This window comes from Pseudomonas sp. B21_DOA (assembly GCA_030544685.1).
GTDB lineage: Bacteria > Pseudomonadota > Gammaproteobacteria > Pseudomonadales > Pseudomonadaceae > Aquipseudomonas > Aquipseudomonas fluorescens_AO.
Genome location: CP086683.1, coordinates 5,454,319 through 5,476,601 on the forward strand (window position 1 = coordinate 5,454,319; position 22,283 = coordinate 5,476,601).

Annotated in this window: 20 protein-coding genes and 2 pseudogenes; 6 read left to right on the top strand and 16 right to left on the bottom strand. The window is 59.7% G+C overall.

Features of this window, described 5'->3' with window-relative positions:
• Positions 1–57 precede the first annotated feature (57 nt).
• From def to LJU32_25310, 3 genes are all read right to left on the bottom strand, one after another.
• A complete protein-coding gene (def, locus tag LJU32_25300; protein ID WKV88639.1) occupies positions 58–597 on the bottom strand; it encodes a peptide deformylase in 540 nt (179 codons plus the stop codon).
• Positions 594–1,550, bottom strand: coding sequence for a YihY/virulence factor BrkB family protein (locus LJU32_25305; protein ID WKV88640.1), 957 nt, complete (start codon positions 1,548–1,550; stop codon positions 594–596). The genes def and LJU32_25305 overlap by 4 nt, the downstream gene beginning before the upstream one ends.
• Positions 1,551–1,713: 163 nt before the next feature.
• On the bottom strand, positions 1,714–1,905 hold the full coding sequence (locus LJU32_25310; protein WKV88641.1) for a CsbD family protein: 192 nt from the start codon (positions 1,903–1,905) through the stop codon (positions 1,714–1,716).
• A gap of 194 nt (positions 1,906–2,099) precedes the next feature.
• On the opposite strand from LJU32_25310, the gene LJU32_25315 reads away from it, so the two are divergent.
• Complete coding sequence (locus LJU32_25315) at positions 2,100–2,477, top strand: hypothetical protein (GenBank protein WKV88642.1); 378 nt, start codon at positions 2,100–2,102, stop codon at positions 2,475–2,477.
• Between the two features lie 161 nt (positions 2,478–2,638).
• Here LJU32_25315 and fadD1 read toward each other — a convergent pair whose 3' ends face one another.
• Together fadD1 and fadD2 are read right to left on the bottom strand one after the other, a co-directional pair.
• The gene (gene fadD1 / locus LJU32_25320) at positions 2,639–4,336 is read right to left on the bottom strand and encodes a long-chain-fatty-acid--CoA ligase FadD1 (GenBank protein ID WKV88643.1); all 1,698 of its coding nucleotides are present in this window, start codon (positions 4,334–4,336) and stop codon (positions 2,639–2,641) included.
• Positions 4,337–4,682: 346 nt separating this feature from the next.
• A pseudogene (gene fadD2 / locus LJU32_25325) lies at positions 4,683–6,370 on the bottom strand (long-chain-fatty-acid--CoA ligase FadD2).
• A 225-nt stretch (positions 6,371–6,595) separates the two neighbouring features.
• On the opposite strand from fadD2, the gene LJU32_25330 reads away from it, so the two are divergent.
• Both LJU32_25330 and LJU32_25335 read left to right on the top strand, forming a co-directional pair.
• Positions 6,596–7,540 (top strand): alpha/beta hydrolase, encoded by a 945-nt coding sequence (locus tag LJU32_25330; GenBank protein ID WKV88644.1) that lies wholly within the window; start codon positions 6,596–6,598, stop codon positions 7,538–7,540.
• A gap of 42 nt (positions 7,541–7,582) precedes the next feature.
• Entirely contained in the window at positions 7,583–8,053 is a 471-nt protein-coding gene (locus LJU32_25335) for a MaoC family dehydratase (GenBank protein WKV88645.1), read from the top strand.
• A 139-nt stretch (positions 8,054–8,192) separates the two neighbouring features.
• Here LJU32_25335 and LJU32_25340 read toward each other — a convergent pair whose 3' ends face one another.
• Entirely contained in the window at positions 8,193–8,660 is a 468-nt protein-coding gene (locus LJU32_25340; protein ID WKV88646.1) for a PA2169 family four-helix-bundle protein, read from the bottom strand.
• Positions 8,661–8,866: 206 nt separating this feature from the next.
• On the opposite strand from LJU32_25340, the gene LJU32_25345 reads away from it, so the two are divergent.
• Both LJU32_25345 and LJU32_25350 read left to right on the top strand, forming a co-directional pair.
• Entirely contained in the window at positions 8,867–9,103 is a 237-nt protein-coding gene (locus LJU32_25345; GenBank protein WKV91198.1) for a DUF3820 family protein, read from the top strand.
• Positions 9,104–9,133: 30 nt separating this feature from the next.
• Positions 9,134–10,315: an aminotransferase class V-fold PLP-dependent enzyme gene (locus LJU32_25350; GenBank protein WKV88647.1), complete on the top strand. Its 1,182-nt coding sequence runs from the start codon at positions 9,134–9,136 to the stop codon at positions 10,313–10,315.
• Here LJU32_25350 and LJU32_25355 read toward each other — a convergent pair.
• From LJU32_25355 to zwf, 4 genes are all read right to left on the bottom strand, one after another.
• Positions 10,245–10,892, bottom strand: a complete 648-nt coding sequence (locus LJU32_25355) for a hypothetical protein (protein WKV88648.1) — start codon at positions 10,890–10,892, stop codon at positions 10,245–10,247. The two genes, LJU32_25350 and LJU32_25355, sit on opposite strands and share 71 nt — an antisense overlap.
• A 167-nt stretch (positions 10,893–11,059) precedes the next feature.
• Entirely contained in the window at positions 11,060–11,725 is a 666-nt protein-coding gene (locus LJU32_25360) for a bifunctional 4-hydroxy-2-oxoglutarate aldolase/2-dehydro-3-deoxy-phosphogluconate aldolase (protein WKV88649.1), read from the bottom strand.
• A 17-nt stretch (positions 11,726–11,742) separates the two neighbouring features.
• A complete protein-coding gene (gene pgl / locus LJU32_25365) occupies positions 11,743–12,456 on the bottom strand; it encodes a 6-phosphogluconolactonase (protein ID WKV88650.1) in 714 nt (237 codons plus the stop codon).
• Positions 12,443–13,909, bottom strand: a complete 1,467-nt coding sequence (gene zwf / locus LJU32_25370) for a glucose-6-phosphate dehydrogenase (protein ID WKV88651.1) — start codon at positions 13,907–13,909, stop codon at positions 12,443–12,445. Before zwf ends, pgl begins: the two co-directional genes overlap by 14 nt.
• Positions 13,910–14,135: 226 nt before the next feature.
• Between zwf and LJU32_25375 the strand changes: the two genes are divergently transcribed.
• Positions 14,136–14,996, top strand: coding sequence for a MurR/RpiR family transcriptional regulator (locus LJU32_25375; protein ID WKV91199.1), 861 nt, complete (start codon positions 14,136–14,138; stop codon positions 14,994–14,996).
• A gap of 122 nt (positions 14,997–15,118) precedes the next feature.
• On the opposite strand, the gene LJU32_25380 is transcribed toward LJU32_25375, so the two are convergent.
• The 6 genes and pseudogenes from LJU32_25380 to LJU32_25405 all read right to left on the bottom strand — a co-directional run bounded on the left by LJU32_25380 (position 15,119) and on the right by LJU32_25405 (position 22,231).
• Positions 15,119–15,973 (bottom strand): D-hexose-6-phosphate mutarotase, encoded by an 855-nt coding sequence (locus tag LJU32_25380; protein WKV88652.1) that lies wholly within the window; start codon positions 15,971–15,973, stop codon positions 15,119–15,121.
• Positions 15,974–16,264: 291 nt separating this feature from the next.
• On the bottom strand, positions 16,265–17,614 hold the full coding sequence (locus tag LJU32_25385; GenBank protein WKV88653.1) for a carbohydrate porin: 1,350 nt from the start codon (positions 17,612–17,614) through the stop codon (positions 16,265–16,267).
• A gap of 193 nt (positions 17,615–17,807) precedes the next feature.
• Positions 17,808–18,967: pseudogene (gene ugpC / locus LJU32_25390) on the bottom strand (sn-glycerol-3-phosphate ABC transporter ATP-binding protein UgpC).
• A gap of 2 nt (positions 18,968–18,969) precedes the next feature.
• A complete protein-coding gene (locus tag LJU32_25395) occupies positions 18,970–19,815 on the bottom strand; it encodes a carbohydrate ABC transporter permease (protein WKV88654.1) in 846 nt (281 codons plus the stop codon).
• A complete protein-coding gene (locus LJU32_25400; protein WKV88655.1) occupies positions 19,808–20,716 on the bottom strand; it encodes a sugar ABC transporter permease in 909 nt (302 codons plus the stop codon). The genes LJU32_25395 and LJU32_25400 overlap by 8 nt, the downstream gene beginning before the upstream one ends.
• 213 nt (positions 20,717–20,929) lie before the next feature.
• Positions 20,930–22,231 (bottom strand): ABC transporter substrate-binding protein, encoded by a 1,302-nt coding sequence (locus LJU32_25405; protein WKV88656.1) that lies wholly within the window; start codon positions 22,229–22,231, stop codon positions 20,930–20,932.
• Positions 22,232–22,283 lie beyond the last annotated feature (52 nt).

The following is a 22,283-nucleotide window of genomic DNA, read 5'->3' on the forward strand; positions in this document are numbered from 1 at the left end:
GATACTCCGCATTCGCGAGCAGGCTCGCTCCCACAGGGATTGATGGTGTTCTGACAATCAGTCGTCAGCGTTGGGATCAAGGTCCGGGAACAGCACTTCGGTAAAGCCGAACTTGCTGAAATCGGTAATTCGCGACGGGTACAGCCGACCGATCAGGTGATCGCATTCATGCTGCACCACTCGCGCATGAAACCCCGAGGCCACGCGCACGATCGGCTCGCCCTTCGGATCGAAGCCTTCGTAGCGAATCTGCTGATAGCGATCCACCGCGCCGCGCAGGCCCGGCACCGACAGGCAGCCTTCGAAGCCCTCTTCCATCAACGGATTCAACGGCGTGATCAGCGGATTGATCAGGATCGTCTGCGGCACTGCTTCAGCGTCCGGGTAACGCTCACTGTGCTCGAAGCCGAAGATCACCAGTTGCAGGTCGACGCCGATCTGCGGCGCCGCCAAGCCTACACCGCCGACGCTTTCCATGGTCTGGAACATGTCGTCGATCAGTTGCCAAAGCTCGGCGCTGTTGACCATTTCCGGTGGTACCGGCGGGGCGATGCGCAGCAGGCGCTCATCACCCATTTTCAGAATTTCACGAATCATGGTCGCGCTTCATCAGTGTCCGGCTTGAGCGAATGATCGCGGCCCAGGCCCGAGACGTGTTGTTTGGTGGATTCGTCGGGCTCGCCAGGGGCTTTTTCGCCCTTGTCCTTGCCTTCGGCGGACATGTGCTCGATCACCGCATTCATTTCCGCGCCGAGCAACAGCACCGCGGCGGAGATATAGAAATACAGCAAGAGCACGATGATCGCCCCGATGCTGCCATACATCGCGTTGTAGTTGGCGAAGGTTTTCACGTAGAAGGCAAACCCCAGTGAAGCGAGGATCCACACCACTACCGCCAGCACCGAACCTGGCGTGATGAAGCGGAAGTCCTGTTTGACGTCGGGCATTACGTAATAGATCAGCGCCACCGCGACCATCATCAGAATCACGATCACCGGCCAGCGCGCAATCGTCCACACCGTGACGATGAAGTCTTCCAGCCCCACTTGTGCGGCAATCCAGCCCATCACCTGCGGCCCGAGCACCATCAGCGCGGCGGCAATCAGCAGCATGCCGGCGATGCCGACTGTATAGACGATCGACAAAGGGAAACGCTTCCAGATCGGCCGGCCTTCGACCACGTCGTAAGCGGCGTTCATTGCGCTCATCATCAGGCGCACGCCGGCGGATGCGGTGTACAGGGCGATCACGATACCGATGGACAGCAGGCCACCCTTGGATTGCTGTAACTGGTCGATCACCGGGTTGACCTGTTCCAGCGCCTGCGGCGGCAGGACCAGTTCGGATTGCAGGCGCAGCCAGGAGAAAAAGTCCGGCAGGTGCAGGAAACCGATCAGGGCGATCAGGAAGAGAATGAACGGAAACAGCGAGAACAGCATCTGGTAGGCCAGTGCCGAGGCGTAGGTCGACATTTCGTCATCGACGAACTCAGTGACCGTGCGCACCATCACCCGGTGCAGGGGCAGACCTTTCATGTCCGGAAATATCATTCGCGTCTCCTTGCGCCGCAAAAGGTTGAAGTCGTGGCGACTCAGGGGCCGTTATTAACCTCAAGGTAGCCTGTTTGACGAGCCTTTGGCGGATGACCGCAGGGTTCTGATACAGAAACGGCCATCCTTGGATGGCCGCTCGTGTGATTCGTTCAAGGCTCGCTTACGCCTTGTCGACGCCCTTTTTCACAGCGTCCTTGGCGTTGCCGACCGCTTGCTGGGCTTCGCCTTTTTTCTCTTGAACCTTGCCTTCCGCACGCATCTTGTCGTTGTCAGTAGCTTTGCCGACGCCTTGCTTGATATTGCCGACGGCTTCGTTGGCCATGCCTTTTACTTTATCGCCTGTGCTACTCATGGTGTTTCTCCGTGAAGCATAAAGGGAAGAAAAGTCATTACGTAACGATTGACCGGTTCGCTTTGCGCCAAGTTTCATTTATTTTCCCGGCATTTCGTCGTGGCACGCAGGTTGCGCTTTATGTTTGCCGGCGTAGCCCCGAGAATGCTCAGCCTACGGGCGTCGCGCCCGGCACACCGATTCGCAGGAATGTCATGAAGCTCAATAAAACCCAGGCCATCGCCCGTCGCAACCAGGAACTGGGCGGCGCCGTGCTCGGCACCAACAACTGCCACTTCGCCGAACTGAACCGTAACCGCAATATCTGGTGGTTCGACCTGCCGGTGTCGCGTCTGGCCATCGGTCAGTACGAGTGGATTCACTTGCTGCTGCACACCCCGGCCACCGATGAGTTGCTGCACCTGAAAGTGCCCACGGTGTTCCTGCGCGAAAAGCTCGAAGGCCTGGTGATTCGCAACGAAGGCAAACGCAAGGCGGCGCTGAGCCTGGAATTGAGTGCGGACAAGGATTCGTACCTGCAGGACATGCGACCGGCGGGGACCAATGTGAATTTTGCGCCGTTTCGTCAGTAGGATTTGCACTTGATCGTTCCCACGCTCTGCGTGGGAATGCATCTCGGGACGCTCTGCGTCCCTGCGGTGCTGGACGCGGAGCGTCCGGGCGGCATTCCCACGCGGAGCGTGGGAACGATCAGTTCACCAACAAAAAGCCCCGCATCTGCGGGGCTTTTTGTTTAAGCGGCGCTCTTGGCCTTGATCTTCTTCAGCTCTTCATCGCGCAATTCGCGGCGCAGGATCTTGCCGACGTTGGTGGTCGGCAGCGCATCGCGGAACTCCACCGAACGCGGCACCTTGTAGCCGGTGACGTTGGCGCGCATGTGGTCCATGACCTGCTCTTTGGTCAGGGTCACGCCCGGCTTGGCGACGATGAAAATCTTGATCGCCTCGCCCGACTTCTCGTCCGGCACGCCAATCGCCGCGCACTGCAACACGCCCGGCAAAGTCGCCAGCACGTCTTCCAGCTCGTTCGGATAAACGTTGAAGCCAGACACCAGAATCATGTCTTTCTTGCGATCGACAATGCGCATGTAGCCGTCCGGCTGGATCAGCGCGATGTCACCGGTTTTCAGCCAGCCGTCGCTGTCGAGCATTTCATCGGTGGCTTCCTGACGCTGCCAGTAGCCCTTCATTACTTGCGGGCCCTTGACGCACAGCTCGCCGATTTCACCCAGCGGCTGCTCGACACCGGCATCGTCGATGACTTTGCATAGGGTCGATGGCACCGGAATACCAATGGTGCCAATCTGGATGTGCTGGATCGGGTTGACCGTGGCCACCGGGCTGGTTTCGGTCATGCCGTAACCTTCGCAGATGGCGCAACCGGTCACGGCTTTCCAGCGCTCGGCCGCCGCCAGTTGCAGGGCCATGCCGCCCGACAGGGTGACTTTCAGCGCGGAGAAATCCAGCTTGCGGAAACCTTCGTTATTGCACAGCGCCACGAACAGCGTGTTCAGGCCGACGAAACCGCTGAACTTCCACTTCGACAGTTCCTTGACCATCGCCGGCAGGTCGCGCGGGTTGCTGATCAGGATGTTGTGGTTGCCGATCAGCATCATCGCCATGCAGTGAAAGGTGAACGCATAGATGTGATACAGCGGCAGCGGCGTGATCAGGATCTCGCAGCCTTCGTTGAGGTTGGAGCCCATCAGCGCCTTGCATTGCAGCATGTTGGCGACCAGGTTGCGGTGGGTAAGCATCGCGCCCTTGGCCACGCCGGTGGTGCCGCCGGTGTATTGCAGCACGGCGACATCGCCGCTGTCCGGGTTGGCTTCGGCCACTGGCTGGCCGTGGCCCTTGCTCAGGACGTCGTTGAACTTGATGGCCTTGGGCAAGTGATAGGCCGGAACCATTTTCTTCACGTACTTGATGACGCTGTTGATCAGCAGGCGCTTGATCGGCGGCAGCAGGTCGGCGACTTCGGTGACGATGATGTGCTTGACCCCGGTCTTCGGCACCACGGCTTCGGCCAGGTGCGCCATGTTCGCCAGGCACACCAGGGCTTTGGCGCCGGAGTCGTTGAATTGGTGTTCCATTTCCCGCGCGGTGTACAGCGGGTTGGTGTTGACCACAATCAGCCCGGCGCGAATGGCACCGAAGACCGCGACCGGATACTGCAGGACGTTAGGCAGTTGCACGGCGATTCGATCACCGGGCTGCAAGTCGGTATGCTGTTGCAAATACGCGGCAAAGGCCCCGGACAGCTCGTACAGCTCACCGTAGGTGATCGTCTTGCCCAGGTTGCTGAAAGCCGGTTTGTTGGCGAAGCGTTGGCAGGATTGCTTCAACACTGCCTGAATGTTCGGATACTCGTCTGGATTGATCTCGGCTGCGATTCCAGCCGGGTACTTATCCTTCCAAAAGTCTTCGATCATGGAAGCCCACTCCTCAGCAACGCGAATTCTTCACCGCATTTGATGCGATTATTATTGGTGTGTGTTTTGTATTGGTGAATCCGGCGTTTTACAGGCCGAGAAGTCACAAAGCGCGCCGAGAGTAGCAGCTTTGCCAAGGGTCGACCAGAGCCAAACGTGGGCCCTACAGTCATATTGATGACTCAAGACTTGCCAGCGGTCATTTTAGAGCAAAAATCCTATAACTCCCCAAAACCCCCGAATTCAGCGGGCACAAAGATTCGCGAGCAGGCTCGCCGCCACAGAAAGCATCGATACCTGTGGGAGCGAGCCTGCTCGCGAATGTCACAAGCGCAGCGGTTCAGGCCTAGGCGATATCCCGCAATTCGCGCCGCAGAATTTTCCCTACCGGCGTCATTGGCAACGACTCACGCAACACGATGTGCTTCGGCACCTTGTAGGCGGTGAAATTCTCTTTGCAGTACGCCTTCAGCTCTTCCAGGCTGACGCCGGTTTCCCGCGCCACGACAAACAGCTTCACCGCCTCCCCGACCGCTCGTCCGGCACACCGATCACCGCGCAGTTGGCGACTTTCGGGTGGGCCATGACCACGTCTTCGATTTCGTTGGGGTACACGTTGAAGCCCGAGACGATGATCATGTCCTTCTTGCGATCGACGATGCGCACGAAACCGTCCGGGTCGATCACGGCGATATCGCCGGACTTGAACCAGCCCTCGGCATCCAGCACTTCGGCGGTGGCTTCGGGCTTGTTCCAGTAGCCCTTCATGATCTGCGGGCCTTTGATGCACAGCTCGCCGCGCTCGCCCAGCGGCTGCTCGACGCCGTCATCGTTGATGATTTTCACCAGCGTGCCTGGTACCGGCAGGCCGACGGTGCCCAGGCGCGACTGGTCGCCGTAAGGATTGGTGCACGCCACTGGTGAGGTTTCGGTCAGGCCGTAGCCTTCGGTGATGCGGCAACCGGTCATCTGTTCCCAGCGCTCGGCGGTGGCCTTGACCAGCGCGGTGCCGCCGGAGTTGGTCAGCTTCAGACTGGAGAAGTCCAGAGTCTTGAAATCGGGATGGTCCATCAACGCGACGAACAAAGTGTTCAAACCCAGCAGTGCCGAGAAGCGCCAGTTTTTCAGTTCCTTGATGAAGCCGGCGATGTCACGCGGATTGGAGATCAACACGTTGTGGTTGCCCGAGACCATCATGCACATGCAATTCGCGGTGAAGGCATAGATGTGGTACAGCGGCAGCGGCGCGATCATCACCTCCTGGCCTTCGCGCAACAGCGGCTGACCGTCCGGGCCGAGTTGAGCCAGGCAGGCGCGCACCTGCTGCATGTTCGCGACAAGATTGCCGTGGGTGAGCATCGCGCCCTTCGCCAGGCCAGTGGTGCCGCCGGTGTATTGCAGCACGGCGATGTCATCGAGGCCGACGTTCAGCGGCTTGATACCCAGGCCGCGGCCCATGCGCAGCGCGCTTTTGAACGAGGTCGCTTGAGGTAGCGAATACTCGGGAACCAGTTTCTTCACTTTGCTGACCACGGTGTTGACCAGCCAGCCTTTGGCGGTGGGCATCAGGTCGCCCATCTTCGCTTCGATCAGGTATTGAATGTCGGTGTCGGGCAGCACTTCCTGGACTTTCTGCCCGAACAGGTTCAGGTAGACCAGCGCACGCGCGCCGGAATCCTTGAACTGGTGGCGCATCTCCCGCGGCGTGTACAGCGGGTTGGTGTTGACCACGATCAGCCCGGCGCGCAGGGCGCCGAACACGGCAATCGGATAATGCAGAACGTTGGGCATCTGCACCGCAATGCGATCCCCCGGCACCAGATCGGTATGGGCCTGCAGGTAACCGGCGAACGCCGCGCTCTGGCGCTCGAGTTCGGCGTAGGTCAGGGTGATGCCCATGCTGCTGAACGCCGGGCGGTCAGCGAATTTCTTGCAGGAACGCTCAAACACTTCAATGACCGACTTGAACTCGCCCATGTCGATGTCCAGCGGTACGCCGGCCGGGCGTTTGTCATTCCAGAAATCAGGTTGCATTGTTCTTGTCCTCTTTACCTGAGCCGATCCGGGAGCCGCTTTCTGTCGTTTCTGCTTCGTCCATGGAAGGTGAAAAGCACAAAGCGGAGCTTCACGGACACTAGCAGCTATGGCCATTGAGGCAAATATGAGGCAAGCCCTCATTGATCCCGTGAATCTTCCTGCCGTGGCGTGAGCTGATCAGACGCGCTATACACTGTGGCGATGCTGAGCAAAGGAATCGCCATGACCCACGACACCTTCTGGCTGGACGCGAGTGACCGCAGCCGCCTGTACGTCAACCGCTGGCTGCCGGCCACGCCTTTGAAAGCGGTGATTCTCGTCGCCCATGGCATGGCCGAACACAGCGCTCGATACGCCCGCCTCGCCGACACGTTTTGCGACAAAGACTATGGCGTGTACGCCCCGGATCTGCGCGGCCATGGTCGCACCGCCGACAACGGCACCCTCGGCCATTTCGCCGATGACGATGGCTGGTGCAAGGTGGTTGGCGATCTGGCCAGCCTCAACCAGCACATCGGCCAGCAACATCCCGGCGTGCCGATCATCCTGCTCGGCCACAGCATGGGCAGCTACATCGCCCAGGCCTATCTGCTGCACCACAGCGCCAGTCTGCACGGGGCGATTCTCAGCGGTTCGAATTTCCAGCCAGTGGCCCTGTATCGCGCCGCCCGGCAGATTGCCCGGCTGGAAAAACTGCGGCAGGGCGGCAAGGGCCGCAGTGCATTGATCGAGTGGCTGTCGTTCGGCTCGTTCAACAATAAATTCAAACCGGTGCGCACCCGTTTTGACTGGCTGAGCCGCGATCCGGTCGAGGTCGACAAGTACGCCGCCGACCCGTTGTGCGGCTTTCGCTGCACCAATCAGCTGTGGATCAACCTGCTCGGCGGCTTGCAGCAAATCAGCAAAGCGTCCAATCTCGCGCAGATCGATCCGGGCCTGCCGCTGCTGGTAATCGGCGGCGAATGTGATCCGGTGAGCGAGGGCAAGCGTCTGACTGATCTGGCCAATGCCTTGCGCAGGGCCGGCAGCCAGCACCTGCAACTGAAGATCTACCCACAGGCCCGGCACGAATTGTTCAATGAAAGCAATCGCGACGAAGTGACCGCCGATGTGCTCGACTGGATCGACCAGGCCCTGAGCCACCGGCGCCCGCAGCGCAGCGAATAATTTTTGTGGATTCACTGAAATCCGTCACAGGAAACGAAACCGATGACCCAGGTTACCAACATCCCTTACGAAGCCCTTGAAGTCGGCCAGACCGCCAGCTACAGCAAGACTGTCGAAGAGCGCGACATTCAGCTGTTTGCTGCGATGTCGGGCGACCACAACCCGGTGCACCTGGACGCCGAATTCGCCGCCGCCAGCATGTTCAAGGAGCGCATTGCTCACGGTATGTTCAGCGGTGCGCTGATCAGCGCCGCCGTTGCCTGCGAGCTGCCTGGGCCGGGCACCATTTATATCGGTCAGCAGATGAGCTTTCAGAAGCCAGTGAAGATCGGCGACACGCTGACCGTGCGCCTGGAGATTCTGGAGAAACTGCCGAAATTCCGCGTGCGCATTGCCACTCGCGTATTCAATCAGCGTGATGAGTTGGTAGTGGATGGCGAGGCGGAAATTCTCGCGCCGCGCAAACAGCAGACGGTGACGTTGCCGACATTGCCGGCGATCAGTATCGGTTGATCGAAAAGATCGCAGCCTTCGGCAGCTCCTACTTTGCAATGCATCCCTGTAGGAGCTGCCGCAGGCTGCGATCTTTTGCTTTCCAGACGAGCATAAAAAAACGCCAGACATGCTGGCGTTTTTTTCAGCCGGCTAACTCTTACGAGTTCGCACGAGCCTGGTTACGCAGGGCTTTCACCTGGTCGTGGTTGCGTTGTACGCCGTGGTACTGACGCTCAACCAGATCCTTGATGCCCACCAGATTGTGCTTGTTGATCTTCTCGATCGCTTCACGATAAGCCTTCAGCGCATGGTCTTCACCGCGCTCGGCTTCGTTCAGCACAGCCTCTTCGTCTTTACCGGTGAACATTGATTTCACGTCTACCCAACGACGGTGCAGATCACCGGCAACGCTGGTCGAAGTTTCCGGATCACCGCCCAGCGAACGCACCTGAGCCTGCAGCTCCGCTGCTGCGGTAGCGCAATCGGCGGAACGCTGCACGAACAAGGTTTTCAGTTCCGGGTGCTTGATGTCTTCGGCGCAAGTCTTGAACCCTTCCTGACCGTCCTTGCAGGTTTCAATCAGGTCGTTGAGTACAGAGATGGCTTCTTTATTCATGTCGGTCATTTTTCAATTCCTTGCGATGGGTTGAAGATGCAAGGAATATTGCAGCGTGCGTGCCAGCTTCGCTTCAAGAAATAAGTCCTTTAATTTCAATAAGTTATAAAAGATTGAACCATCTGTATGCTGGTTTTTTGCATGATCTGTCATTTGGCCTGCATGCAGAATGCCTGTATTTTCCAGGCTGTTATGTGAATGAATGAAGCGTGCTGATGAATCCGGAAAAACTCGAACTGCTGATCACCCGCGAGATGCCTTTCGGCAAGTACAAAGGGCGGATCATTGCCGACCTGCCTGGCCCCTATCTGAACTGGTTCGCCCGTGAAGGCTTTCCCCACGGCGAACTCGGTGGCCTGCTGGCGCTGATGCAGGAGATCGACCACAACGGCCTGTCCGACCTGCTCGAGCCGTTACGCGCCAAACACGGCAAACCCGCCCCGCGCCACTGACTCGCCCTCCTTTCTTGAGCCTTGCCGACCATGCCTGACAACACCCGCCGCGCCCGTGACGAAGCCTTCTGGCAGACATTCGCCGACCGATACGATGTGCAGCCCGGCCCGGTCAATCTGGAGAACGGTTACTTCGGACGCATGTCGCGCACGGTGATCGAGGAGTACCAGCGCAACATTGAGCTGATCAATACCAGCAACTCGGTTTATGCGCGCCAGCGCTTCGAACAGCACGACAACCTTGAGATCCGCGCGCAACTGGCCGAGCTGATTGGAGTGCGCGCGCAAAGCGTAGCCCTGACGCGCAACGCCACCGACGGCCTGCAATCGCTGATCCGCAATTACAATCGCCTGCAACCGGGCGATCAGGTGCTGATCTGCGACCTCGAGTACGACACGGTCAAAGGCGCCATGCGCTGGCTGGCGAAACACCGTGGCGTTGAGGTCATCGAGATTACCCACCACCATCCCGCCAGTTTCGACAGCCTGCTGGAAAGCTACCGCGAAGCTTTCACCCGCCACCCGAAGCTCAAACTGATGGCGCTGACCCATGTCACCCATCGCACCGGTCTGGTCATGCCGGTGCAGGCCATCGCCGCATTGGCCAAAGAGCATGGCGTCGACATCATCCTCGACGGTGCCCACGCCCTCGGCCAGATCGAATTCGATCTGCAAGCGTTGGGCATCGCGTTCGCCGGTTACAACCTGCACAAGTGGATCGGCGCGCCTCTGACGCTTGGCTTCATTTACATCGCCCCGCAGCGCCTGGCCGACATCGATCCGGACATGGGCGAGATGCATTATCCGGTCACCGACATTCGCGCGCGCACCTCGTACAGCACGCCGAACATCCCGGCGCTGATGACCTTGCCGCTGGTGTTCGAAGAACACGACGCCCTCGGCGGTGCGGCCGCCAAAAGCGCACGCCTGAATTACCTGCGCAACCTGTGGGTCAGCGCCGTGCGGCACCTGCCGGGCATCGAGGTGCTGACGCCTGAGGACCCGCAACTGTATTGCGCGATCACCGCGCTGCGTTTCACCCGGCATGCCGATCAACAAGTCATGGCCGAACGCTTGCTCAGCGAATTCAACCTGTTCACCGTGGTGCGCACCGGCGCCGCGTGCGGACCGTGCATTCGCATCACCCCGGGGCTGACCACCACGGCTGGCGAGATGGAACAGTTGGTGCGGGCGCTGGACCAACTGCGCTAGAACGGCGCACCGGAGTTTTTTCGTAGCCTTCGAGACCCAGCTGCGACGACACGGCGAAGGTATCGATGCCGAGGGTCTGGCAGGCGAAGGCACCGTCTTCGAGTTCTCCGCCGGCAATTGGCTGCAACATCAGTCGCAAAGCGTCTTTGGCGGGAGCTACACAGCCGCAGCGGCCGGGCAAGTGCAAAGTGCCGGCCCAAGCCTCGTGGTGAGACTGCGCACCTGCTTCGTCGCCGGGAATGAATACGTTCAGGTTCAGGCAAGAACTGCCGGGTGCCGGTTGATCCGGATAGACACTGGTGAAACGGACGATGCCGTGGCTGTCGGTCGATTGACTGCCGCCCAGGCTGATGTCGCCATCGACACGCTGTTGGATGCGCACCAGCGCGCCGATAACCGGCTCGCTGGTCATCGCATCGACCAGCGACAGACGCAGGATCAGCGGCAGACCTTCGACACCCTGACTGATATTGCGCACCTCGGGCTGGGCTGCAGGCCGATCGGCGCGACCAGGGAATGGCGGCTTCGGTTGATAAGGAAATTGTGGCGTAGGGGTCAGAGACTGAAGGTCGTCCATGAAGCGTTCTCTCTTCCATAAGATGAACGCAGGTTAACCCCGTGATAAAGCCAGCGTGCGGTAACTATGTATCGCGGCGTGTACAGGCACTTTTTCAGCGCAAAAAAGGTGCGCCGACCAAGCGCACCATAAAGCCGTAAAGCACACAACGAAGTGTCAGGTAACAATCAGTCCAGCAGCGCCAAGGCTTCGGCGGTGCATTCCTGAATGCGCGCCCAGTCGCCATTCTTGATCCACTCCGGATCAAGCATCCAGCTACCGCCCACGCACATGACGTTTTTCAGCGCCATGTAGCTCTTGATATTGGCCGGGCCGACGCCACCAGTCGGGCAGAATTTCACTTCGCCGAACGGGCCGCCAAGGGCCTTGATTGCCGCCACGCCACCGCTGACTTCCGCCGGGAACAGCTTGAAGCGGCGATAGCCCAGACCATAGCCTTCCATGATCCCCGAGGCGTTGCTGATGCCTGGCAACAGCGGAATCGGGCTGTCGACGCTGGCTTCGAGCAGGTCGCGGGTGATGCCCGGGGTGACGATGAATTGCGAGCCTGCCGCTTCCGCTGCTGCGAGCATGTTGCGGTCGAGCACGGTGCCGGCACCGGTCATCAATTCCGGACGCTGTTCACGCAGGATCTGAATCGCCTTGAGGCCGAACTGCGAACGCAGGGTCACTTCCAGCGCGGTCAGGCCACCGGCGGCGAGCGCGTCGGCCAGTGGCAGCACGTCCTGTTCGCGGGCGATGGTGATCACTGGCAGGATCCGCGCCTTGGCGCAGAGACTGTCGATCAGGGCAACTTTGTCCGCCATGGAAACGGTCGGGGATGGGGTTGTCATAGCGGCTGTTCCTTGGCTCATGGGCACCAGTAAATCTCTAACGTAGGTTGCAGAAACGCGCGCACCGGCATGGCCGCGACGTCGTCGGATGCCAGCGCGGCATTCAGGGTGGTCAGTTTCGACTGACCGGAAATCGACAGGATCTTGTGCTTAGCCGAGGCCAGCAGCGCGCGGCTCATGGTCAGGCGCTGCCGCGGCACGCTGGGCGCCAGCATCGGCCAGCAACGGCGCGTGCCGTCGGCCTGCAACGCCTCAGTCAGGTTCGGGCTGTCGGGGAACAGCGACGCGGTGTGGCCGTCATCGCCCATGCCCAGCACCAGTACGTCGATCGGCGGCAACTCGGCGAGCAAACGGTCAGCCTGCTCGGCGGCCTGCTCAACGTTGGCTGCCGCGCTGTAGAGACTGAGAAATTGCGCCTTGGCTGCCGGGCCTTTGAGCAGGTATTGCTTGAGCAGGCCGGCATTGCTGTCGGCGTGTTCGACCGGCACCCAGCGCTCGTCGGCCAGGGTCACAACGACTTTCGACCAGTCCAGCTCCTGCTTGGCCAGGTGCTGGAAAAACGCTACCGGGCTGCGCCCGCCGGACACCACCAGTACCGCGTTGCCGCGCGCCGCAATGGCGTCGCTCAGTTGCTTGGCAACGTTCAGCGCCAGGCCTTCGGCGAGCAGCACCGGGCTGTTGAATTCGCGGGCAGTCACGCCCGCCGGCAGTTGCACATCAGATATCGCCATACCACGACCTCCCGTCCCGCGTGATCAAAGCAATGGAGCTCATCGGCCCCCACGACCCGGCCGCATACGGCTTGGGCGCGTCACCGGATTTCTTCCACCCGGCGATCAGCTGGTCACACCACTTCCACGCGGCTTCGATTTCATCTTTACGGACAAACAGGTTCTGATTGCCGTTCATCACTTCCAGCAACAACCGCTCATAGGCATCGGGGATCCGCGCGCTACGCCAGGTGTCGGAGAAATTCAGTTGCAGCGGGCCGCTGCGCAGTTGCATACCCTTGTCCAGGCCCTGCTCTTTGGTCATCACGCGCAAGGAAATGCCTTCGTCCGGTTGCAGGCGGATGATCAGTTTGTTGCTGATCTGCAGGCGCTGCTCCGGGGCGAAGATGTAGTGCGACGGTTCCTTGAAGTGGATGACGATCTGCGACAGCTTCTGCGGCATACGCTTGCCGGTACGCAGGTAGAACGGCACGCCGGCCCAGCGCCAGTTGCGGATGTCGGCACGCAGGGCGACGAAGGTTTCGGTGTCGCTCTGGGTGTTGGAATTCGGTTCTTCGAGGTAACCCGGAACGGATTTGCCCTCGCTGTGGCCAGCGATGTACTGGCCGCGCACCACTTGTGTGGTCAGGCCTTCCGGGCTGATCGGCGCGAGCGCCTTGAGCACTTTCACTTTCTCGTCACGGATGCTGTCGGCGGACAGGTCGGCCGGCGGGTCCATGGCAATCAGGCAGAGCAGCTGCAACAGGTGATTCTGGATCATGTCGCGCAGTTGGCCGGCCTTGTCGAAATAGCCCCAGCGGCCTTCGATGCCGACCTTCTCGGCGACGGTGATTTCCACGTGGGAAATGTAGTTCTGGTTCCACTGGGTTTCGAACAGGCTGTTGGCGAAACGCAGGGCGATCAGGTTCTGAACGGTCTCTTTGCCCAGATAGTGGTCGATGCGGTAGGTGCGGTCTTCCGGGAAGAACTGCGCGACGGCGTCGTTGACCTTGCGCGACGACTCCAGGTCAGAGCCGATCGGTTTTTCCAGCACCACTCGAGTATTTTCGGCCAGACCGACTTTTTCCAGGTTCTCGCAGATTGCGCCGTACACCGCTGCCGGGGTGGCGAAGTACGCGATCATGCGCTGACTGCTGCCGACCAGTTCCGCCAGCGCCACGTAATCTTCAGCCTTGAGGAAATCGACATGCAGATAGGTCAGGCGCGCGAGAAAGCGCTCAGCCACGGTTTCGTTCAGCTCTTTGCCGACGTAACGGCGCAATTCGGCGGCGATGAACGCCATGTGCTGCTGCTCGCTGCCGGGCTCACGGGCCAGCGCGATGATGCGCGTGTCCTCATGCAGCAGATCGGCACCGTCAAGGTGATACAGGGCAGGAAACAGCTTGCGCAGGGCCAGATCGCCAAGCGCGCCGAACAAGGCAAAGGTGCACGGTTCAACCGTAATGGAAGGCATGATGTTTGTTCTTTTATCAAGTTAAGCTACAAATACCTTTTTTCAAGGCATCACTCAAGGGAAAATGTAGTAATAACCACAACATTTTCGCAGAATACTCAATCCGAGTGGTGGTCGCCCGGACGCATCAGTAGGATAGGCCACCGTCACGGGCCATATCAAAGGCCCAATTTGCATAGCCCGACGCAACTCTGCGTCGGTGAATCAGGAATTCCATATGGACCGCGTGCGAAATTTACTGGAACAGATCCAGAGTCGCCTTGAAGAGCTGAACAAGGCCGAACGTAAGGTCGCCGAGGTGATCCTGCTCAACCCGCAGCAGGCCACCCGCTTCAGCATCGCCGCCCTCGCCCAGGCCGCTTCGGTGAGCGAGCCGACGGTCAACCGTTTCTGCCGTTCGTTCGGTGTCAGCGGTTACCCCGAGCTCAAGCTGCAATTGGCGCAGAGCCTGGCCAGTGGCGCGGCGTATGTCAGCCGTGCGGTTGAAGCCGATGACAATCCCGAGGCCTACACGCAGAAGATTTTCGGCAGCGCCATCGCCTCGCTGGACAGCGCGTGTCAGGCACTCGACCCGAACCTGATCAGCCGCGCCGTCGACCTGCTGATCCAGGCCCGGCAGATCCATTTCTTCGGCCTCGGCGCTTCAGCCCCGGTGGCGCTCGATGCGCAGCACAAGTTCTTCCGCTTCAACCTTGCGGTCACCGCGCATGCCGATGTGCTGATGCAGCGGATGATTGCTTCGGTGGCGCACACCGGTGAGCTGTTCGTGATCATTTCCTACACCGGCCGCACCCGCGAGCTGGTGGAAGTGGCACGGATCGCTCGGGAGAACGGTGCTTCAGTGCTGGGCCTGACGGCGGAGAATTCGCCGCTGGCCAAGGCGAGTACCTTGAGCCTGAATATTCCGTTGCCGGAAGACACCGACATTTATATGCCGATGACCTCGCGAATCATTCAGTTGACGGTGCTGGATGTGTTGGCGACGGGGATGACCTTGCGCCGTGGCGTGGATTTCCAGCCGCATCTGCGCAAGATCAAAGAGAGCCTGAATGCCAGCCGGTATCCGGTTGGGGATGAGTTCAACTGATCTCTGTCGGCTGATCGTTCCCACGCTCTGCGTGGGAATGCCTCAAGGGACGCTCCGCGTTCCGGCTCCGAAAGGGACGCAGAGCGTCCCGGGCTGCATTCCCACGCAGAGCGTGGGAACGATCAAGCCGCCGCCCACGCCTGCAAACTCAAATGCGCCTTCTCTCCCGGCGCCAGATGCAGGCTGTCGGTGCCACCCGCCGCCGCCTCCACGCAGACGAATTCAGAAATCTCATCCCAGCTCACCCCCAGCAACGGACGTGCGCCTGGGTGCCACACCACGGTGTCGCCACTGTCGCCGGTATCAATGCACAACTCGCGTTGCCAAGCGTGATCCTTGAGCTGCAATTCGCCGCCATGCTGGAACACTCGCTGACAACCACCATCAACGCGCAACTCGCCTTCCTGCTGGCAAACCTGACGATTCAACTGATCATAACCCTGCGCACCTTCGAGGCCAGACAGCGCTATCTCGCCGACATCGCCAATACGCCAGTAAGCGTGCAAAGCCTGGCTCAACTGGCACGGCATGTCGTCTTGATGCTCGGTACTCAGGCGTAATTCCATGCGTTCGCCCAAATGCGCGTGCAGGTCGACCTGCCAATCGCACAGCTGCAATTGCCAGTGCAGGCGCACGCCGTCTTCGGCGCTGCTGCTGTCGAGCAACTTCCAGTCGAGCAATCGCGCCCAACCGTGCGACGGCCACGCATTTTCGCTTGGATGACGGCCATACCAAGGCCAGCACACCGGCACGCCACCGCGAATCGCGCCGACATGCGGCCACTTCGCCGCGCACCACAACCACGGTTTTTGCCCACGCGGCTGAAAGTGCAGCAATTGCGCCCCCTGCCGACTGAACACCGCCTGACACAACGGATGATCGATCACCAACACGTCGCGCATCTGATAGCGCTCCCAGGCGAACACCGGTCGCTCGCGCAGGGATTTGAAGAAGCGTTGCAGCGGATGCTCATGCATTGGCTACGGTCCTGAAAATCATGGGGTACTTATCAATCCAAAAGCCTTGCATAGCACTTTGTGGCGAGGGATTTATCCCCGCTGGGTCGCGAAGCGGCCCCAAATCCGATAAACACAATCTGGCTGATACACCTCGCTGAATGGTTTCAGGGCCGCTTCGCAGCCCAGCGGGGATAAATCCCTCACCACAAATGCGTACGACCCAACCCTTTCTGCGGTTCTCGCAAAAAAAGCGGACAGCCTGGGCTGTCCGCAAAATGCGCACATAGAGAGGAGCTTATCGCAGACGCGTCAGAACGTTGACTGAATTTTCAGGCCAGCGACCAAAGCGTTATCGACTTCATCCACACCGCCCGGATGGGTGATGTATTGCAGGTTGGGACGCACGGTCAGCCAGTTGGTGACGTGGAAGCCGTAGTTGAGTTCGTAGTTGTATTCGGTCTCACGAATCGGCGAGAACGCGGCGTTGTCGTAGTCGGAAACACCGTTGGAGGCGTTCAGCAGTTCAGCGTTGCGCTTGACGTCCTTGTTGACGTGGATACGCGCTGCGCCAATACCGATGTCATCTTTCGGACGGGCATCGAACGGGCCTTTGTAGACAAACATCACCGACTGGTAGTTGTCGATGAAGTTGGTGTCCTTGTCGTGGAAGGTCGCGTTGGCGGCGATGTTCAGACCGCGAGTCGCATCACCGTTGTGGCTGGTGAGTTGCTGCTGCGCGACGAACCAGTAACCGCTTTTGCTGTTGTGCGATTTGTAGGCGTCACCGGTGGTCGCCGCGTCGAAACCGTTGACGTCTTCGCGAACGTCGTCGGCATCGGCCGTGCTCTTGTAGTAACCGACGCGGTATTCGCCCGGCAGGCTGTTGACCTTCGGCGACCAGACCAATTCAACCGGCAGAACGGTACCCTTGGTGCCACTGCCGCTGAGCTTGAAGCCGTTGCCGTGTTCCAGCTGCGACGGGTTCTGGTTGTACGCACCGATCTGCGCGTAGAGCTCGTCGTTGATGTTGTACTTCACGCGGATCGCGGCCTGGCTGACTGGCCAGTTGTACCAGATGTTGGTTGCCCAGTTACCCACTTGCGAACCGCAGAACGCGAGGTTCTGGAAATCGCACGGGAAGGTGTTGAAGTCTTCGCCTTCGCCGAAATAACCGGCCTTGACGTCGAGCTTGTTGTCGAAGAACTGGTGCTGGATCCACAACTGGGTCAAACGCACCATATGGCCACGGCCGTAGACCTCCTGCGAGGAGCTGAGGGTGCCGGCACGTGGATCACCAACGCGGTCGTTGGAGATGTTGTAGCCGTTACGGTTGGTCAGCTGGATCTTCGCTTGCGTGTTGTCCCAGCCCCACAGTTTCTGCAGATCGAGGGCCACGCCGAGGCCGAACTGGTCGCTGTAGCGGCCGGTCTTGTCGTCGTCATAACCACCGTGCAGGTTGGCGCCCATCTCGCCAACGTAGTCGGCCTTGATGTCGATACCCTGCTCAATCAGCTTGGTGCGCTCGCCGCCCCAGTCGCCGGTCATCCACTTGGAGTCGGAGCTGAACGCATCCGCCGCCATCGCATTACCGGCCAGCACCAGTGCAGCTGCCGCAGAAACCTGGCAGATCAACCGGGCATTGACGTGTTTCTTTTTCATCCCTACATCCTCGTCTTTATTGTTATTAACTGTTTTTATCTAACGCGGTTTACATAAAGTGCGACGAATGACAGGCCATTCACCGCGTTTGCCCTTGTGGGAGCGGGCTTGCTCGCGAATGCGGAGTGTCAGTCAATACATGTGTTGCCTGACACTCCGCATTCGCGAGCAAGCCCGCTCCCACATTTGTTTTTCAGCGGCCTTTGAACTGCGCCACATTTGCCGACCGGGTTTCGCTCTGCACTTGGCCCGCAACGCCCAGACGCTCACCGGTGTTGGCATCAAACAACAACACTTTCGACGGATCGAACTGCAGCGTCAGGCTTTCGCCCACCTGCGGTGCCACGTCCGGCGCCAGTCGGCAGCAGACCTTGGTGTCATTCAGGTTGACGAATACCAGCGTGTCCGGGCCGGTCGGTTCCGTGACCTGCACTTCAGCGCGGATGCTCGGCAGACCATTGCCCTCGCCGTTCGCCAGACAGATCTGCTCCGGGCGCAGGCCGAGGATCACTTCGCGATCTTCAAGCCCGGCGTCCTGCATGCTCATCGGCAATTCACAACGCGCCTGGCCGCTGTCGAGCAGCGCCAGCAGACGACCGTCCTTGCGCTGCAAACGCAGGGGGATGAAGTTCATCGGCGGCGAACCGATGAAGCTCGCCACGAACAGGTTCGCCGGGTCGTTATAAATGTCTTTCGGCGTACCGAACTGCTGAATGATGCCGTCCTTCATCACCGCGACTTTATCGCCCAGGGTCATCGCTTCGATCTGGTCGTGGGTCACGTAGACCGTGGTGGTTTTCAGGCGCTGGTGCATCAGTTTCATTTCGGTGCGCATCTCGACGCGCAGCTTGGCGTCGAGGTTGGACAGGGTTCGTCGAACAGGTAGATCTTCGGCCGCCGCGCCAGAGCACGGCCCATCGCCACGCGCTGTTGCTGACCACCGGAGAGCTGGCCCGGCTTGCGATTGAGCAGGTGTTCGATCTGCAACAGCTTGGCCACGCGGGCGACTTCTTCGTCGATCGCTGCCTGCGGCATCTTGCGAATCTTCAGGCCGAACTCGATGTTCTCGCGCACGCTCATGGTCGGATACAGCGCGTAGGACTGGAACACCATGGCGATGTCGCGATCCTTGGGGCTCATGCCGCTGACGTCCTGGTCACCGATCATGATCGCGCCGCCGGTGATGGTTTCCAGCCCGGCGATGCAGTTCATCAAGGTCGATTTGCCGCAGCCCGACGGGCCGACAAGGATCAGGAATTCACCGTCCTTGATCGACAGTTCGATGTTCTTCAGGGTGTCCGGCAGGCCGGCCCCGTAGGTCTTGTTTACGTTGCGAAGTTCAAGCGTAGCCATGATTACCCCTTGACCGCGCCGGCCGTCAGCCCGCGCACGAAATACTTGCCTGCGACCACATAGACCAGCAGGGTCGGCAGGCCGGCGATCATCGCCGCTGCCATATCCACGTTGTATTCCTTGGCGCCGGTGCTGGTGTTGACCAGGTTATTGAGCGCCACGGTGATCGGTTGCGAATCACCACTGGAGAACACGACCCCGAAGAGGAAGTCGTTCCAGATCTGGGTGAACTGCCAGATCAGGCAGACCATGATGATCGGCGTCGACATCGGCAGAATGATGCGGCGGAAAATCGTGAAGAACCCCGCGCCATCCAGACGCGCAGCCTTGACCAGCGCATCGGGAATGCTCACGTAGTAGTTGCGGAAGAACAGCGTGGTGAACGCCAGACCGTAGACCACGTGCACGAACACCAGGCCGGTGGTGGTGCTCGCCAGGCCCATCTTGCCGAGGGTGAACGAGGCCGGCAGCAGCACGGTCTGGAAGGGCAGGAAGCAGCCGAACAGCAGCAGACCGAAGAACAACTGCGAACCACGGAAGCGCCACATCGACAGCACATAACCGTTCAATGCACCGATGGCGGTGGAGATGATTACCGCCGGTACGGTGATCTTGATCGAGTTCCAGAAGTAGCCGTCAACCGTGGCCCAGGCCTTGACCCAGCCGATGCCGCTGACCACGGTCGGCCAGCTCAACAGGTTGCCGGTGCTGATGTCTTCCGGGGTCTTGAAGCTGGTCAGCAACATGACCACCAGCGGCACCAGATAGAGGAACACCGCGAGGATCAGCACCGCGTAGATCGCGATGCGGCTCAAGCTGATGGCGGGTTTGGCAGCAAGACTAGTCATTACGCTTGGTCCTCAGCTCGGAGTACAGGTAAGGCACGATGATCGCGAGGATCGCACCGAGCATCAGAATCGCACTGGCCGAGCCCATGCCCATCTGGCCGCGACTGAAGGTGAAGGAATACATGAACATCGCTGGCAGGTCGGAGGAATAACCCGGGCCGCCGGCGGTCATCGCCGCAACGAGGTCGAAGCTCTTGATCGCGATGTGCGCCAGGATCATCACCGCACTGAAGAACACCGGACGCAGGCTTGGCAGCACGACTTTCCAGTAGATGCGCGGCATGCTCGCGCCGTCGATCTGCGCCGCGCGGATGATCGATTGATCGACGCCACGCAGGCCGGCGAGGAACATCGCCATGATGAAGCCCGAGGCTTGCCACACAGCGGCGATCACCAGGCAGTAGACCACGCGATCGGGGTCGATCAGCCAGTCCAGACGGAAGCCTTCCCAGCCCCAGTCACGCAACAATTTGTCCAGGCCCATGCCCGGGTTGAGCAGCCATTTCCACGCGGTACCGGTGACGATCATCGAGAGCGCCATCGGGTACAGGTAAATGGTGCGGATGAAGCCTTCGCGACGGATGCGCTGGTCGAGGAAGACCGCCAGCAACACGCCGATCACCAGGGTGATGCCGATGAACATGCCGCCGAACACGGCGAGGTTCTTGCTCGCCACCCACCAGCGATCGTTGTCGAACAACCGCGCGTATTGCGCCAGGCCGGCCCACTTGTAGTTGGGCAGGAAGGTCGAGGTGGTGAACGACAGAATGAACGTCCACAGGATGTAGCCATAGAAGCCCACCAGCACGATGAACATGCTCGGCGCCAGCACCAGTTTTGGCAGCCAGCGTTGCAATGCATCGAACGGCGAGGCCTTGCTGAACACAGCAACAGAACTCATGGGGAAATCCACAATAAGGGTTTACGAAAGCATTCCCTTGTAGGAGTGAGCCCTGTGGCGAGGGATTTATCCCCGATCGACTGCGCAGCAGTCGCGAAATCATTACATGCGGTATTTCACACACTGCACCGCTGCAACTTTCCGGGGTCGCTTCGCAACCCATCGGGGATGAATCCCCTCACCACAAACGCCCACTCCCACAGGGGCCAAGCATTACTTGGCCGACTGAACCGCCGCGCCGAGTTTCTTCGCCGCATCGGCCGGGTCGGCTTTCGGGTCGTTGATGTAGTTGGTGACTACGTCAAAGAACGCGCCTTGCACGGCCAGCGTGGTCGCCATGTTGTGCGCCATGCTTGGTTGCAGGCCGCCGGACTTGGCGTCCGCGAGGAAGTCCTTGGCAGCGGTCTGTGCGCAGGAGTCGAAGCCGAGCTTGTCCATGTTGTTCAACATGTCGTTGCGCACCGGGATCGAGCCTTTGTTGATGCTGAAGACTTTCTGGAAGTTCTCACCCAGCACGACTTTGGCAATGTCCTGCTGACCGGCCGCAGTGCCGGCGTCCTTCTGCTTGAACACGGCCAGCGAGTCGATGTTGTAGGTGAACGCCTTGTCGGTGCCCGGGAACGCTACGCACTCGTAATCCTTGCCGGCGACTTTCTTGGCGGCGGTCCATTCGGACTTGGCCCAGTCACCCATGATCTGCATGCCGGCCTTGCCGTTGATGACCTTGGCCGCTTCGAGGTTCCAGTCCTGGCCTTTGCCGTCCGCGTCCATGTAGGTCGCGACTTTCTTCAGCTCAGTGAGCGCTTTGACCATTTCCGGGCCGGTCAGCGCTTTGTTGTCGAGATCGACCAGGGCTTTCTTGTAGCCGTCCACGCCCATGACCGAGAGCACCACCGCTTCGAACACGGTGCTGTCCTGCCAAGGCTGACCGCCGTGGGCCAGCGGAATGAAGCCAGCGGCTTTCAGCTTGTCGCCGGCGGCGTAGAACTCTTCGAGGGTGGTTGGATTTTTGGTGATGCCGGCTTTCTTGAAGACTTCCGGGTTGATCCACAGCCAGTTCACACGGTGAATGTTCACCGGCACGGCCACGTAATCACCGTCGTACTTCACGGTGTCGGAGACCTTCTTGTCGAGCAGGCTGTCCCATTTTTCCGACTTGGCGACATCTTTCAAAACGTCGGTGTCGAGAAGGCCGGTCGATGCCCATTCCTGGATGTCCGGGCCTTTGATCTGCGCGACGCCTGGCGGGTTGCCGGCAACGGCGCGGCTCTTCAGTACGGTCATGGCAGTCGCACCGCCACCCCCGGCGACAGCGCCGTCTTTCCAGGTGAAACCGTCTTTTTCGACTTGGGCCTTGAGCACATCAACAGCGGCTTTTTCGCCACCGGAAGTCCACCAGTGCACGACTTCGACCGAACCTTTGGAGTCGGCAGCGGAGACACTGAGCGGCAGGATTGCGAGCGGGAACAGGGAGGCGACAGAAATGACAGTAGCGAGGCGAGAAATCGCATTCATTCGAAATGTACCTTTCTTGTTGTTATGCATTGCAAGTCTGGTGCTTGCGCTG